Source organism: Paenibacillus rhizoplanae (assembly GCF_042684125.1).
Taxonomy (GTDB): Bacteria; Bacillota; Bacilli; order Paenibacillales; family Paenibacillaceae; genus Paenibacillus_AQ; species Paenibacillus_AQ rhizoplanae.
Genome location: NZ_JBHUKY010000023.1, coordinates 240,207 through 254,177, shown reverse-complemented (window position 1 = coordinate 254,177; position 13,971 = coordinate 240,207). Strand labels below are relative to the sequence as shown.

16 protein-coding genes are annotated in these 13,971 nt (G+C 53.6%); 6 read left to right on the top strand and 10 right to left on the bottom strand.

The window, feature by feature from the left end:
* Window positions 1-114 precede the first annotated feature (114 nt).
* Both ACFSX3_RS14135 and ACFSX3_RS14130 read left to right on the top strand, forming a co-directional pair.
* Entirely contained in the window at window positions 115-387 is a 273-nt protein-coding gene (locus tag ACFSX3_RS14135; RefSeq protein ID WP_209984559.1) for a PQ-loop domain-containing transporter, read from the top strand.
* 78 nt (window positions 388-465) lie between these two features.
* Window positions 466-1,221 carry a class I SAM-dependent methyltransferase gene (locus ACFSX3_RS14130; RefSeq protein ID WP_209984562.1) on the top strand — a complete coding sequence of 252 codons (756 nt, stop codon included), beginning with the start codon at window positions 466-468 and terminating at the stop codon, window positions 1,219-1,221.
* A gap of 69 nt (window positions 1,222-1,290) precedes the next feature.
* Here ACFSX3_RS14130 and ACFSX3_RS14125 read toward each other — a convergent pair whose 3' ends face one another.
* From ACFSX3_RS14125 to ACFSX3_RS14105, 5 genes are all read right to left on the bottom strand, one after another.
* On the bottom strand, window positions 1,291-1,977 hold the full coding sequence (locus tag ACFSX3_RS14125) for a YitT family protein (RefSeq protein WP_209984565.1): 687 nt from the start codon (window positions 1,975-1,977) through the stop codon (window positions 1,291-1,293).
* Window positions 1,978-2,298: 321 nt separating this feature from the next.
* A complete protein-coding gene (locus ACFSX3_RS14120; protein ID WP_209984568.1) occupies window positions 2,299-2,799 on the bottom strand; it encodes a Crp/Fnr family transcriptional regulator in 501 nt (166 codons plus the stop codon).
* Between the two features lie 176 nt (window positions 2,800-2,975).
* Window positions 2,976-4,928, bottom strand: a complete 1,953-nt coding sequence (locus ACFSX3_RS14115) for a PTS fructose transporter subunit IIABC (RefSeq protein WP_209984571.1) — start codon at window positions 4,926-4,928, stop codon at window positions 2,976-2,978.
* A gap of 47 nt (window positions 4,929-4,975) precedes the next feature.
* Window positions 4,976-5,887, bottom strand: coding sequence for a 1-phosphofructokinase (gene pfkB, locus ACFSX3_RS14110; protein ID WP_209985143.1), 912 nt, complete (start codon window positions 5,885-5,887; stop codon window positions 4,976-4,978).
* A 39-nt stretch (window positions 5,888-5,926) separates the two neighbouring features.
* The gene (locus tag ACFSX3_RS14105; RefSeq protein WP_209984573.1) at window positions 5,927-6,688 is read right to left on the bottom strand and encodes a DeoR/GlpR family DNA-binding transcription regulator; all 762 of its coding nucleotides are present in this window, start codon (window positions 6,686-6,688) and stop codon (window positions 5,927-5,929) included.
* A 304-nt stretch (window positions 6,689-6,992) separates the two neighbouring features.
* On the opposite strand from ACFSX3_RS14105, the gene ACFSX3_RS14100 reads away from it, so the two are divergent.
* The gene (locus tag ACFSX3_RS14100; protein WP_209985220.1) at window positions 6,993-7,310 is read left to right on the top strand and encodes a hypothetical protein; all 318 of its coding nucleotides are present in this window, start codon (window positions 6,993-6,995) and stop codon (window positions 7,308-7,310) included.
* 26 nt (window positions 7,311-7,336) lie between these two features.
* Here the strand turns inward: ACFSX3_RS14100 and ACFSX3_RS14095 are convergent, their stop codons facing one another.
* Window positions 7,337-7,804, bottom strand: coding sequence for a general stress protein (locus ACFSX3_RS14095; protein ID WP_209984577.1), 468 nt, complete (start codon window positions 7,802-7,804; stop codon window positions 7,337-7,339).
* A gap of 178 nt (window positions 7,805-7,982) precedes the next feature.
* Here ACFSX3_RS14095 and ACFSX3_RS14090 point away from each other — a divergent pair, with 178 nt between their 5' ends.
* On the top strand, window positions 7,983-9,119 hold the full coding sequence (locus ACFSX3_RS14090; protein WP_209984579.1) for an AI-2E family transporter: 1,137 nt from the start codon (window positions 7,983-7,985) through the stop codon (window positions 9,117-9,119).
* Between the two features lie 164 nt (window positions 9,120-9,283).
* Here ACFSX3_RS14090 and ACFSX3_RS14085 read toward each other — a convergent pair whose 3' ends face one another.
* The 4 genes from ACFSX3_RS14085 to ACFSX3_RS14070 form a co-directional block, all read right to left on the bottom strand.
* Window positions 9,284-9,688, bottom strand: coding sequence for a hypothetical protein (locus ACFSX3_RS14085; RefSeq protein WP_209984581.1), 405 nt, complete (start codon window positions 9,686-9,688; stop codon window positions 9,284-9,286).
* 31 nt (window positions 9,689-9,719) lie between these two features.
* On the bottom strand, window positions 9,720-10,388 hold the full coding sequence (gene ung / locus ACFSX3_RS14080) for a uracil-DNA glycosylase (RefSeq protein WP_209984584.1): 669 nt from the start codon (window positions 10,386-10,388) through the stop codon (window positions 9,720-9,722).
* Between the two features lie 71 nt (window positions 10,389-10,459).
* The gene (gene rnhA / locus ACFSX3_RS14075; RefSeq protein ID WP_209984586.1) at window positions 10,460-11,125 is read right to left on the bottom strand and encodes a ribonuclease H; all 666 of its coding nucleotides are present in this window, start codon (window positions 11,123-11,125) and stop codon (window positions 10,460-10,462) included.
* Window positions 11,126-11,282: 157 nt separating this feature from the next.
* Window positions 11,283-11,858 (bottom strand): TetR/AcrR family transcriptional regulator, encoded by a 576-nt coding sequence (locus ACFSX3_RS14070; protein WP_209984589.1) that lies wholly within the window; start codon window positions 11,856-11,858, stop codon window positions 11,283-11,285.
* Window positions 11,859-11,945: 87 nt separating this feature from the next.
* Between ACFSX3_RS14070 and ACFSX3_RS14065 the strand changes: the two genes are divergently transcribed.
* Together ACFSX3_RS14065 and ACFSX3_RS14060 are read left to right on the top strand one after the other, a co-directional pair.
* Window positions 11,946-12,500, top strand: a complete 555-nt coding sequence (locus ACFSX3_RS14065) for a hypothetical protein (RefSeq protein WP_209984592.1) — start codon at window positions 11,946-11,948, stop codon at window positions 12,498-12,500.
* Between the two features lie 94 nt (window positions 12,501-12,594).
* Entirely contained in the window at window positions 12,595-13,956 is a 1,362-nt protein-coding gene (locus ACFSX3_RS14060) for a metallophosphoesterase (protein ID WP_209984594.1), read from the top strand.
* Window positions 13,957-13,971: the final 15 nt, after the last annotated feature.

Sequence of the window (13,971 nt, the reverse complement as noted above, 5' to 3'; positions counted from 1 at the left end):
TGCCGGGTGAACCCGCCGTCCCTTCCGAGGGGCGGCGGGTTTTTGTCTGAACCTCCCTCTCCCCCTGAGCATACACCATACTATCAAGAAATTAAGAATAGCGGGGTGCAACGTATGTTATTCACAGCTATGCAGCTGGTTGGCGGTCTTATTCTCTCTGTAGGCTGGATTCCGCAGATTGTGCAGATCATCAGGACCCGTTCGGTTGCAGATCTCAGTCTGAAAGCTTACCTGCTGATGCTGCTGGGTATCCTTCTTATGGAGGCTTATGCGGTTAACCTGGCCGCGCAGGGGGTCGGACTTGCTTTTCTGATCACCAATTCCTTGTCGCTGGTGGTTGTAACAACGGTAGTCTTGCTAATTATCCGCTACCGTCCCCAAGGGTAACAATGAATTCTCAAGGCTGCACCCCCGTCCCATTTGCGTTATACTTTCTGTAATAAAAGGATGTGGGAGGTTCAATGAATGAAGCAAAATAAGTATGACGACGCGGGTTTCTTTGCGAATTACAGCCAGATGCCCCGCTCTACGGGCGGACTGGAGGCTGCCGGAGAATGGGAGGTCTTCCGTACCCTGCTGCCTGATCTGGCGGGCCAGCGGGTGCTTGATCTGGGGTGCGGTTTCGGCTGGCACTGCCGGTATGCCCGGGAGCAGGGGGCGGCTTCAGTCGTAGGCATAGATCTCTCCGCCAATATGCTGGAGCGTGCCCGTGCAATGACGGACGACCCGAAGATTGAGTATCTCCAGCTCGCGATTGAGGATGCCGCATTCGGGGCAGAGCAGTTTGATACCGTGATCAGCTCGCTGGCGATTCACTATATTGAGGATTTCGGCAGTCTCTGCCGCCAGGTCCGGCATTGCCTGAAGCCCGGGGGAGCCTTCGTCTTCTCTGTAGAGCATCCGATCTTCACCGCGCTCGCCGCGCAGGATTGGCATTACAGCCCGGACGGGGAGAAGCAGCATTGGCCCGTGGACAACTACCATCTGGAAGGGCTAAGACTGGCTGATTTTCTCGAACACAAGGTTGCCAAATACCACCGGACCACCGCCACCTACCTGGGCACGCTGCTCCATTCCGGCTTCGGCCTGAAGCAGATGTCGGAGCTGCAGCCGACCCCTGAGATGCTGGAGAAGAATCCGGCCTGGCAGGAGGAGACGCGGCGTCCGATGTTTCTGCTGCTGTCGGCGGTGAAGCAGGAACAGCCGGATCTTATTTCATAAAAACCACAAAAAAAAGACCAGCCGGACGGTAGTCCGCTGACCTTTTATCATCCCCGTGGTTCACGGAGTTCACATTGCATTATTCACATTCACTGTGCCTTCCTGAGTCTTGGCAAGTGCGGACGGAATCTTAGGTGCCTGAACCTGCTTCCGTCTGCCCAGAGAGGTTGTAAAAGTGATTACATAACCGGCTACAACTACAGCCATCACCGTATACAGCGTTTCTCTTAACGGCATATAGAAGAGAGAAAAAGCCAGAACGATTACATCCATCAGGATAAATACGGTTCCTACCTTAATACCTTTCCATTCACTGATCAGCACGGACAAAATATCGTCCCCGCCGCTCGCCCCGCCGCCCAGCAGGACCATTCCTGCGCCCAGACCTGTCAATACCCCGGACAACAGCGCCGCAACCGGCAAGTTATCCTGCAGGTCAATAACCCAGCCGGAATAGCGTTCCATCAGCCCGTAGAACACCGTGAAGGCCACTACGGATATGAAGGTGTTCACTACGAATGATTTTCCTTTGAAAATGATTGCGATGATGAGTACCGGAATGTCCAAAATCAGGATGCTTAGTGATGGTGAAATCCCCAGTACATACTTGCCGAGCAGCGACAATCCTACGAATCCGCCTTCGGTCAAGTGGTTCTGATAATTAATGTGATAATACGTAAATGCAAGCAATAGTGTTCCGGTCAAAATTATAGCTAACCGGAGCGGCAAACTCATGCCACTGTCTTGTTTCCTCATTACTCGGTCTCCCCTTATCGTATATGGCGGCTAGACGTTCTTGCCAGCCTCTACGAGGGGTTATACCGGAGGAGGTGTTGCTCCTTCGCATACAATACTCCCTTCCCTTCGCAGAAACGGCTTCGTCAATGAACAACGGTTCGCGCACATCCTACAGGGAAGCTAAGTATAAGACAGATCATAACGTTTCCAAATCGTCCTTTGGGGAATCGTCCTTCGGGGACACATGGTATCCTGATCCTTTCTTTAGTTTGATATGTTCTGAATAGATTATACCACGCTGAGGGGCCACTCTAAACAGTTTCCATTAAAAATAAGCAATCAGCCCTGATTCCGCAGCAGACGGTTGACCGTCTCGCGGCGGACACCGATCAATTGTCCGATCTCTTCCTGTGTCAGCAGATCTGTAAGCTGTGCGCCATGAGTGTATTCGGTCAGCCAGCGGGTCAGCAGAGCCATCCGTTCCCCCGGCGTTCCAACGGTGAGATGATCGAGCCTCGTCTGCATGAACCGCACCTTCTCCTGGAGCAAGAGGGCGATCTCCATCACTTTCTCAGGATTCTCCCTCAGCTCCCGGTACCATTCTGCAGCCGGAATAAGCTCAACCTCACTCTTCATCATTGCCACTGCGGTTCCATGCGCCTCCTTCGGCGAAATGAGGGAATGATGCGGAACAGTCTCACCCGGATATAACAGGTTGAACAGTACCATGTTCCCGTTCTCATGTAGTCTCGTGACCTTGAACAGTCCGCTCTTCACCTTGAACAGGTTCTGGCCGCCGTCTCCCTGGCGGAATAAGACTTCACCTCTGTGCAGAATCATTTCGCATTCTCCTTTGCCTTCTCTGTATATCTATTGTTAATTATAACGAAATAAGACACTAAAATGGAGGGGCAAGCGTAAAACAGCCATTTTTCAAGAGTTAAATGACAAAGAAACCGCCTGGGGGCAGAGGACTGTCTCTGCTCCCAAGCGGTTTCAGGGAAAGGCAAGATACGTTATTTTACTGTGATCGGCTTCTTCCAGAGCCCCAGGATCAGACCGGAAATCACGGAACCGATCAGCACAGATAACAGGAACAGCGCGGCATTGCTGGACAGGAAGGCTACGAACACACCGCCATGCGGTGCAGGAACGTTGATGTTCCATAGCTGGGTAAGCCCGCCAGCTACGGCAGAGCCCAGGATACAGGAGGTAAGCACCCGCAGCGGATCGGCCGCAGCGAATGGGATGGCCCCTTCGGTGATGAACGACAAGCCCAGCACATAGTTGGTTACACCGGATTTGCGTTCGGTCTCCGTGAATTTATTCTTGAAGAACGAGGTTGCCAGGGCAATCGCCAGCGGAGGCACCATCCCTCCGGCCATAACTGCGGCCATCATCATTCCGTTCGTATTGCCGCTGGACGTAAACACGCCGATGGCAAAGGTGTAGGCTGCCTTGTTGAATGGACCGCCCATATCAATGGCCATCATCCCGCCAAGCACCAGGCCCAGCAGAATCTTGTTGCCGGTACCCAGATTGTTAAGCGCATCGGTCAGTCCTCCGTTAATCCAGCTGAATAACGGATCGAACAGGAAGAACATAACCGCGCCGGTAATTAGCAAACTGAATACGGGATAGAGCAGAATCGGCTTCAGACCGTCCAGTGTGCGCGGCAGGCCGGAGAAGGCTTTGCGGAGCATTACCACTACATAACCAGCCAGGAACCCGGCAGCCAGACCGCCGAGGAAGCCCGAATTGGAGTTAAGGGCCATCAGACCGCCGACCATACCCGGCATCAGCGCAGGCCGGTCACCGATGCTCATCGCGATAAATCCGGCAAGGATCGGAATCAGGAAGTGGAAGGCTCCGTCACCGCCGCCGATGCTCTGCAGCAGCTTGACCAGCGCATTGTCGGGACTGGCCACCTGTTCAATCAGGAAGGAGATCGCCAGCAGAATACCTCCGCCGACTACGAACGGCAGCATATGCGAGATGCCGTTCATCAGGTCTTTGTAGATTTTGCTTCCAATAGAACCTGACTTCACCGATGCTGCACCTTCTTCATTGCGACCAGAGCCGCGATAGATAGGCGCATCTCCTGCAACTGCAATCCGGATTAGCTCCTCTGACTTGCGGATACCGTCGCTAACCGGACGCTGGAGTACAGGCTTGCCGCTGAAGCGTTCCATCTCCACGTTCTTGTCGGCAGCGATAATGACGCCGCTGGCCCGGGCGATTTCATCTGCAGTCAGCACGTTCTGCGCACCCTCTGAGCCGTTGGTTTCGACTCGGATATTGACGCCCATCTCCTTGGCCTTCTTCTTGAGGGCATCCTCTGCCATATAGGTATGGGCGATTCCTGTAGGACACGCTGTTACAGCAACAACGAAGCTCTGTGAATCGGGGTTCCCGGTAATCATCCGTGCAGGTTCAGCTTGCGGCGCAGCTGCCTTCGGTGCAGCATCCTTCACCGCCGCTGCCTTCGCTTCCGCTTCTGCCTGGGCTTCCGCCTCCGCTTGCTTGGCATCGAATAAGGCGGACACCTCGGCAGGTGTCTTGGCATTCATGAGTTGTTCGATGAACTCGCTTTCAATGAGCAGCCTGGACAGTGCAGCGAGTGTTCGCAGGTGCATATTTCCAGCTCCGTCCGGCGCGGCGATCATGAAGAATATGTGGGCCGGCGCTTCATCCAGGGAGGCAAAATCAATTCCGGCGCTGCTCTTCGCAAATACTACCGTTGCTTCGCTAACGGCCTTGGTCTTGGCATGAGGCATAGCAATGCCTCCGCCGATGCCGGTGCTGGACTGGGCTTCACGCTCCAGAATCTTCTCCTTGAACAGCTTTGCATCCGTGATGCGCCCGCTAGCCGCGAGACTGGCAATCAGCTCGTCAATGGCCCCTTCCTTCGTGGTAGCCTGCAGCTCCATAATCATCGTTTCCTGTATCATCAAATCTGTAATTTTCATCAATTCTCAACTCCCCGAATGTACTTGAACCTGCTAACCTCTGTTATTCATAGCTGAGATATGGCAATAAGCGGACGAAGCTCTTCAATCAATGCCCGGTCTGCCAGATCATCGGAGAACGCTGTGGCACTTCCTGATGCGACACCGGCGCGGAACGCTTCCAGCACATTCCCTGTCAGCGACAAGGTGCCCACGAATCCGGCAATCATCGAATCTCCCGCACCTACTGAATTCCTCACCTGGCCCTTAGGGGCGCTGGCATGGTAGACTTCTTGACCCGAAATAAACAATGCGCCTTCGCCAGCCATCGAGACCAGCACGTGCTTGGCACCACCCTCCAGCAGCTTGCGTCCGTAAGTGATAATCTCTTCTCTGGTACTAATCTGAACACCGAACAGCTCTGCCAGCTCATGGTGATTCGGCTTGACCAGCAGCGGTCCCTGGGATAAAGCGTCCTGCAAAGCCTGCCCGGTTGTATCAATAACAAACTCCGCGCCTTTCTGCTTGCATACCGTAATCAGTCTGCTATAGAAATCTCCGCCGAGCGAAGGTGGCGTGCTCCCTGACAGGATCACAATATCACCCGGCTTCAGAGCATCCAGCTTGTGCAGCAGAGAAGCCGTCTCGGTCTCTGTAATTACAGGTCCGGCTCCGTTAATCTCTGTCTCCTGCCCGGCCTTAAGCTTGATATTGATCCGGGTATCGTCTGCAATAGGAACGAAGTCGCCGGATATCCCCTCCTGGCCCAGCCAGGTGTCAATGTAGCCGCCTGTGAAGCCGCCAAGAAATCCGGTGGCCGTATTCTCAACCCCAAGCTGCTTCAGAACTCGGGATACGTTAATGCCCTTTCCGCCAGGCAGCTTCATATCCCGCTTCATCCGGTTGAGTCCGCCTAGTGTTAACTCTTCTACCTCCACGATATAATCGACGGAAGGATTAAGTGTCACAGTATAGATCATCATTCATCCCTCATTTATAATGTTTGTCTTTCCAGCCCATCACACCAGTGTATAGTCTACCTCCAGCTTCTCAAGCTGCCTCCGGAAGCTATCCGGTATCCCCGTATCCAGAATGCAATGATCCATCTCCTGCAGATCTGCAACCTTACAGAAGGAGATCTGCCCGATCTTGCTATGGTCGGCCAGCAGGATCGTCTGCTTCGCTACAGCGATCATTTTGCGCTTGGTGGCCGCTTCCAGCATATTCGGCGTCGTGATCCCTTCGCGGATATCCAGCCCGTTGGTGCCGAGGAAGGCCTTATCCACCCGCACCATATCCAGCGAGCGTTCGGTCATCGGCCCGACAAAAGCCATGGTGTCCGGCCTTAGCATCCCGCCTGTAATGGACACCTCAATATGGCGGCAATCCTTCAGCTCATTCAGCGCCATGATCGAGTTGGTAATGACCTTGAGGTTACGGAACGATTTCAGCGCCCGGGCAATCTGCAGCGTAGTGGTACCCCCGTCAAGGAGAATCGCATCGCCTTCCTCAATCATCTCCACAGCCTTCCCGGCAATCCGCAGCTTCTCCTCCAGGAACCGTTCTTCTTTGTCCGGAACCGCCGCTTCAAAGTTGACACTCTGGAGCGACACCGCCCCGCCATGCGTACGCTTCAGCAGCCGTGCTTCCTCCAGCTCCTTGAGGTCCCGGCGGATGGTGGATTCAGAGACGGATAGCTCCTGACCCAGCTCCTGAACCGACGCTCTTGTATGCTTCTCGACAAACAGCAGAATCATCCGTTTACGTTCTTCTTCAAACATGCAGCTCACTCCTTAGGATGTGCAGCTACCCGCTGCCGGATTCCTATATATACAGTAACTACTGAATTGGAAAATAAGATGACTGGTTTCAAATCACTCGTGACTGATATTGACCATTTGTGCTCATTTATGATTGTAACAGCGTTTTCATTAACTGTAAAGAGGGTTCCCCAGCTTATTTTTGCTCATTTCGTCCCGATATTCGTTCATCCGGCTGTGGAAAATTACCTCCCGATCGCCTATTTCACAATGGCGGCGAGCGACATATTTATAATACATATGGGGAAAAGCGGGTGAACAGGAGATGGCCTATTACAATAACAACGGATATGGCAGCGCGGGCGGTAACGGCGGCAATGGCAGCAACGGCGGCATTAAAGGCCACGGAGGGAGCGGCAGTGATGGCCCAGTAGAAACCGAGGAGCTCAGTGCAGAGGATTATGCGATTATTGCCGCCGGCTTCGGCGTGCTCGGGGAACTGTTTGCTTTTTTCTCTCTGGTAAAAGCCAAGCAGGTGACCAAGGAAACAGGCGGACAGGTAGGTGCCGGCATCGACCCGGTGCTGTTCGTGCAGAACCGCAAAAAAAAAGCAGCCAGACGAAAGTCCCGCAGGCTGCGTTGATCCCTTATATTTTCCGAACCCATCGCTTACTTCAAAGGTATGACCTCATGCTTCGTAAATATTGCCTGTACCTTCTCCCGCAGCTCCTCTTCGGGCAGAAGAACAATGACAATGATATGCTCCAGATCAGCATGCTCCGCATACGCCTCCGCGTCATCTTGCGGAATCCCCATTCCGATCAGGCTGACCGCAAGGCCGTCTGTCTCCAGATCCGCCCCAGCGAGCTTGCGGGCTGCCGGACCTGCTGCGACCGCAGAATCCGCGACCATATCCAGGCCTACCCCAAGCCCGCGGGCTGTACCGTACAAGCCATTATTCCCCTGCCCCGTCTCCACATCTCCAATCGCGGCATCCTTGCTGATGATCTCCAGCGTGTTCTTCTGCTTCGTGACAGCTGAGATATGCTTCACCTTGATCCCATTCTTCTTCAATTCTTCGATCGCCAGCACCGCATCACTCCGGTGTCCAAAAATACCCAATACCAATGTTGGCATGCGGCATCCCTCCTATTACTCCTACTGCAATATTACCACTCTGCAATATTACCACTCTGCCTGTGGCTTGAATCCCGCATGTGGCGGCGGCTCCCGGTCAGGCCTGAATCAATCTCTTCTATTTGGGTTATAAAGATATGTATACATAAACATAACTTAAGAGATAGGGGGGGCTGCTGTGCTTCAAAGCAAGTATTTTCGGACCTGCCTGGCCATTATCGCCTTTTTGACGATTCTGTACCTGGGCTCGAAGGTCATTTTTCTGTTCACGCCGCTGGTATCTATCATTCAACTGCTGCTCGTACCCATGATGCTGTCGGGCTTTATGTATTATCTTCTGCGGCCGATTGTCAACTATCTGGGGACCAAAAATGTTAAGCCCGGGCTGTCCGTCCTGCTGATTTATCTTCTGTTCACCGGACTGTTCGTCTTATTCTGGGTGCTGGTCTGGCCTACACTGCGCGAGCAAATCCAGAACTTCATTGACAATACGCCTTATCTGGTCGAGGGTATACAGAATCAGTTCAACAAGCTCCAGAATGATCCGTCCTTCTCCCGCTTCTTCAAGGGGGACACGGATGTGACCACACGCCTGACGGAGTATTTGAACAGTGCCATTAACTGGGTGACCAATTCGATGTCCAACCTGATCACAGTGATCTCCAGTATTGTCGTGGTTATCGCTACCCTGCCGATTATTCTCTATTACATGCTGAAGGACGGGCACAAGCTGTCCCCGATTCTTCAGGGCCTGATCCCGAAGAAATACCGCAAGGAAGGCCAGGAGATGTTCAAGGATATTGACTCTGCACTCAGCGGCTTCATCGTTACACGTGTCCTGCTTAATGTGGTGCTGGGCATCTTGCTATACATTGGTTTTTTGCTGATCGGCCTGCCTTACTCTCTGCTGCTCGCCGTGATCTCCATCCCGCTGAATTTCATTCCCTACGTGGGTTCGCTGCTGGCGGCGGTTCCCGTTGTTATAGTGGGATTCATCGAATCGCCTTCACTAGCGATCTGGTCAGCGGTCGTCGTTCTGATCGCGCAGCAGATTCAGGATAACGTGCTGTCCCCGGTCATCTACGGCAAGTCACTGGATGTGCATCCGCTGACCACGGTGCTGCTTGTACTTGTGGGGGGCGACTTCTACGGCCTGATCGGCGTCCTCATTGCGCTTCCGGTCTATATGATTATCAAAATCATCTTCCTGCGCATTTACGAGATCATTGTCGCCGAACGGGTGGATCAACCCGTACCCGAGCAAAGTGCTCCCCCGGGAATTGAGATTGAGATCGTCAAGGACGATAAGGTATAGTAAAACAACCCCACAAAGTGGGGCTTTAGCGTAGGTGATAACTCAGGTACTTTGCGGGGGCCCCAAAACATATAAATTCTTATCTTTTAATAAAAAGCCCTCCGGCGCAGATGATCTCCGCGCCGGAGGGCTTTTCAATGTACACAGTTGGATGTATCTAGACTTCAGCCCCGCAGCGAGCGGACCACGAAAGTGTGGTTGCCCTTAGGCAAATTCTGACCATCGCGCAGCGTCACGGAGCCTTTGGTATGTGCGATGATCGTCGCATTGAACGCAACCAGCTGGTCCCCTTTCCAGACGGTAACTGCTGATTTGAAATAGACGGCATTATCAAACTGCAGACGTTCTCTCATGATATAGCCGACCGAATGAAGAATCGGGGGCAATGCTCTCTCTTTGGGAGCCAGTGCTTTGATGTACACAATATCGCGAAAAGGGACGGCAATCTCCTGATGTCCGATGACGGCTACCGAAGCTGCAAGATCCCATCTGCGCAGAACGCCTTTCATGATCGTATATGGCTGCTCGCCGCAGTACATAATGACCGGTCTGCCTACCCAATGCTTCATGGCTCCACCCCCTCCGCTGTGCCTGAACTACTTATACCTTCGGTATGGACCAGTCTATGCCCTTAAGCCCATGCTGCTCCAGATACTGGTTGGCCTGCGAGAACGGGCGGCTGCCGAGAAATCCGCGGTGTGCAGAGAACGGGCTCGGGTGCGGGGACTGGATCACCTTATGTCTGCTGCGGTCCACTACCGCGCCCTTCAGCTGGGCATGGCTGCCCCACAAGATGAAGACCATCGGTTCTGTCCGCTCATTCAGTTTCTCCATGATGGCATCCGTGAAGGTCTCCCAGCCCAGACCCTTATGCGAATTCGGCTGGCCCTCGCGTACTGTCAGCACGGCATTCAGCATCAGCACGCCTTCTTCCGCCCAGTGCAGAAGCGATCCGTGGCCCGGCACCTCAACACCGAGATCATTATGCAGCTCAGCATAGATATTGCGCAGTGACGGCGGAATCCGTACACCCGGCTCGACCGAGAAGCTAAGGCCATGGGCCTGTCCTGCGCCATGATACGGGTCCTGTCCGAGAATGACTACCCGGGTCTTGCTGTAGGGCGTCAGCTTCAGCGCCGAGAACAGCTTGTCCTTCGGGGGATAGACTGTATACTGCTTGTACTCGCGTGCCAGGGCATAGCGCAATTCCTCAAAGTAAGGCTTCTGCGTCTCTTCCTGCAGCACTTCATCCCAATCGTTGCCGAACATCCTGTTCTCCTCCCAATTACCCTGCTATTAGTATTGTTTCATTACCTGTTATTAACCAGAATAACAGGAACTTATTTGCGGCCATAGTCCGCCTTGATCTCGCCCCATGACTTCGTCTGCCATTTCAGCACCTTGTTGTCATAGGTATGGCTCCGCAGCCAGCTCTCCGCCCGGTCAATCAGTTGCCAGATCTCCTCCGTGGAGGCATCCCGGGGCAAGGTCGTAGCTACCTTTTTCTGCTTGACCCATTTCATTGCATTGACAGAATCACTATAGACCGTCTTGCGGCTGCCTTCATGGCCCAGCAGAGCCAGCGCATGCACAATCGCCAGGAACTCTCCGATGTTATTAGTCCCTTTACTAATCGGACCGCAGGAGAAAATCACATCCCCGGTCTGGGTATCCACGCCTTTGTATTCTACCGGTCCGGGATTCCCCCGGGTGCCCACATCCACAGAGATGCTGTCATAATCGATCTCCTCAGACGTCTCCACGCCGGCACTCCGTCCCCACGATTTGCCTGACTTGCTTGTACTAGACGCTCCTGAAGCTGCCGTACCCGTTCCCCAGTTGCCCTTCCAGCCTGCCTTGAAGGCTGTCTCAGCAGCCGCCTTGCTCTCATAGGACTTATATTTCGCTCCGGTGTAATGATCCGTCTGCGCCTGGCATTCCGCCCATGTATTGTAGACTCCGGGCTGCTTTCCTTCCCATACTACGTAGTATTTCTGCTTAGCCATTCCTCTTGCTCCCTCCTGCCGGTGTAACCTTAATCCAGAATCATATTGTAATTCATACCGCGTTCATATTGAAGCCTGAATACGCTCGCACGCCTGCTGCCAGCCCAAATATATATTGGATAATTACCGGCAGGCGCGTTCATACTAATACGGCAGCTCACTCCAGCACAGCAAGCGTAGTATCGGCAATGGTCTGGAGCTTGCCCGTATCCTGCGTTGCCTTGACCATAACCCGCAGTCCCACCAGGGCATTGTGCAGATAAGCAGCAAGCGCCGGGGCCGGATGCCGGGAGGATAGTTCTCCGGTCTCCTGTCCATGCAGAATCAGCTGTTCAATTAATCTCTCGGTATTCAAAAAAGCCTCATTCGCCCGTTCAGCAGCTTCCGGATCATGAACCGACAGCTCCACTGCCGTATTCACCAGCATACAGCCTTTCGGCTCCGCTTCACTTCTATGGATGGTGGCTTCGAATAAAAGGCGGATAGCTGCCTTGGCCGAGGTAATGCCTTCAATGCGGCTCTCCAGCCTGGAGCTTTGGATCGATGCAAAGCGCTCCAGCGCTTTTATATATAAGGTATGCTTGTCTCCAAAGGTGTCATACATGCTGCGCTTGTGAATTCCCATGCCGGCTACAAGATCCTGCATTGAAGTCTTCTCATAGCCCTGCTGCCAGAAAATCGTCATTGCCTTGAGCAATACATCATCAATGTCAAACTCTTTGCTTCGCGCCATGATCATGCTCCTTTCGTGGTCTATTTTACCATTAATAGAACGATCGGTAAACATCTCACCCTTACACACCCCAAGGAGGTTATTCACATGAGAAAGATCGCAGTAATACTTGCGGCATTCACCCTGACCCTGCTCATCGGCTGCGGCAACGCAAACAAAAATGCAGGCAACACTGGCACAGCAGCGAACACGGGCAATACGGCGGCGACCGCTGCACCGGATGCAGTCACTTCAGCTTCAGTAGTCGATAACGGGGAAGCCTTCAAGAAAGCAATCAGCAAAGACGGCACCTGGATTGCAGCTACGCTGAACGACTTGAGCTTCACTGAGGAGCTTGTGCTCGACGGACAATTCATCCATAAGGAAGAGCCTGCCCGCAAAATCGCGCTCTATACCCAGGATGCTGATCACAACATCACGAACTCCTTCAAGCTCACCGCCCCGAAATTGACGATCCGCAGCGAGAATGCCCGGATTCAGGGAGGGACCTTTGTGGGTGATGTCTATGTAGAGGCTGACGGCTTCGCCGTCGTGAATGCCACCATTGAAGGTAATGTCTATTTCTCTGATGACAAATACCAGGCTACCTATTCCGCAGCAGACCAGGGGAAGGTAACCGGCGTCACTGAAGTGAAAAAATAATGCGGCAAGGTGCGGGGTGTTCCTCTTCGGGCAAGCGGCCGGGGAGAACACCCCTTTTTTCCTGTTGTTACCCGCGAAAAGAGGTGCTGGCCTAATGAAGTTCATCCGCAAGTACGCTATCCTTCCTCTTCTGCTCCTGATGCTCTCCTCGTGCGGCGGACAGGATGTAGCGGAGACGGAGCCGCAATACCGGATTCAGTCCGGCCATGATCTGAGTATTCTGACAACGAGCGATACCCATTATTTAGCGCAGGAGCTAAGGGATCTCGGGCCTGCCTTCCAGCAGTTTCTGGCTGCCGGTGACGGTAAGCAGCTCGGCTACAGCAAGGAGATGATGGAGGCGCTGGGCTATGATATCGGAATCCGCAAGCCGGATGTCTTGATTATCAGCGGGGATCTCAGCAACAACGGTGAAGAAGCCAGCCATAAGGAGCTGGCCGGACATCTGAAGCGCATTGAGCAAGACACCGGAACCCGGATCTATGTGATTCCGGGCAATCATGATATCCAGAATCCCTGGGCCCGGAGCTTCCGCGATAAGCGCCAATACACTACTGATTCCGTGAGCGCCACAGCATTCCGCAAAATCTATGGCGGCTTCGGTTATGATGAAGCCCTGCTCAGAGATGAGGATTCGCTCAGCTATCTGGCTGCCCCGTCGGAGGAGCTATGGCTGCTCATGCTGGATACTGCACAGTACGGGGACAATAAAAAGCTGGGCCATCCCCAGCTGGAGGGCCGGGTCAGCGACCGGACTCTGGAATGGATCGCCGCCTGCGGCGCGAAGGCCGCTGCCGCAGGCGCGCAGCTCGTGACGGTCATGCATCACAGCCTGCTGAATCACAGTGAATTCATTCAGGAGGGCTTCACTGTAGAGGATCATGCCAAGGTTACAAATGCCTTGATGAAGACCGGCGTGCGGACGGTTCTCAGCGGACATATACACATCCAGGATATCAGTGAATATAGTCATGACGGGCAGCGCATCTATGACATCGCCAGCAGTGCCTTATCTGTTTTTCCCCATCAATATGGACTCTTAACCTATTCCTCCGCCCGTCAGTCTCTGGATTACAGCACTGCAAGATTAGGGATGGATCAGTGGGCGGCAGCCACCGGTAATACCGATCCTAACCTGCTGGGCTTCAGGGCCTACAGTGAGGCCAATTTCCGCAAGCGGTCTGCCACCCGGAGTTATTCCCGTCTGGCTGAAGACCCCGCCTACGCCCGTTATACGGAGGCTGAGCTGAAGCAAATGGCTGACGTTGTCGGAAGGCTGAACGAGAATTACTTCGCCGGCTCGGCCAGTACGGGCAATGCTGCCGTGACCGCCACAGAAGGCTACCGGCTCTGGCAGGATGCCCCGGCAAGCGGAACGAGAAGCTATGTTCTGGAGATGGCCTCGCAGCAGCCCAAGAACAATCATGAGCTGCATGTCCAGCTTCCTCAGCGGTGATGTTTGAAGAACTGG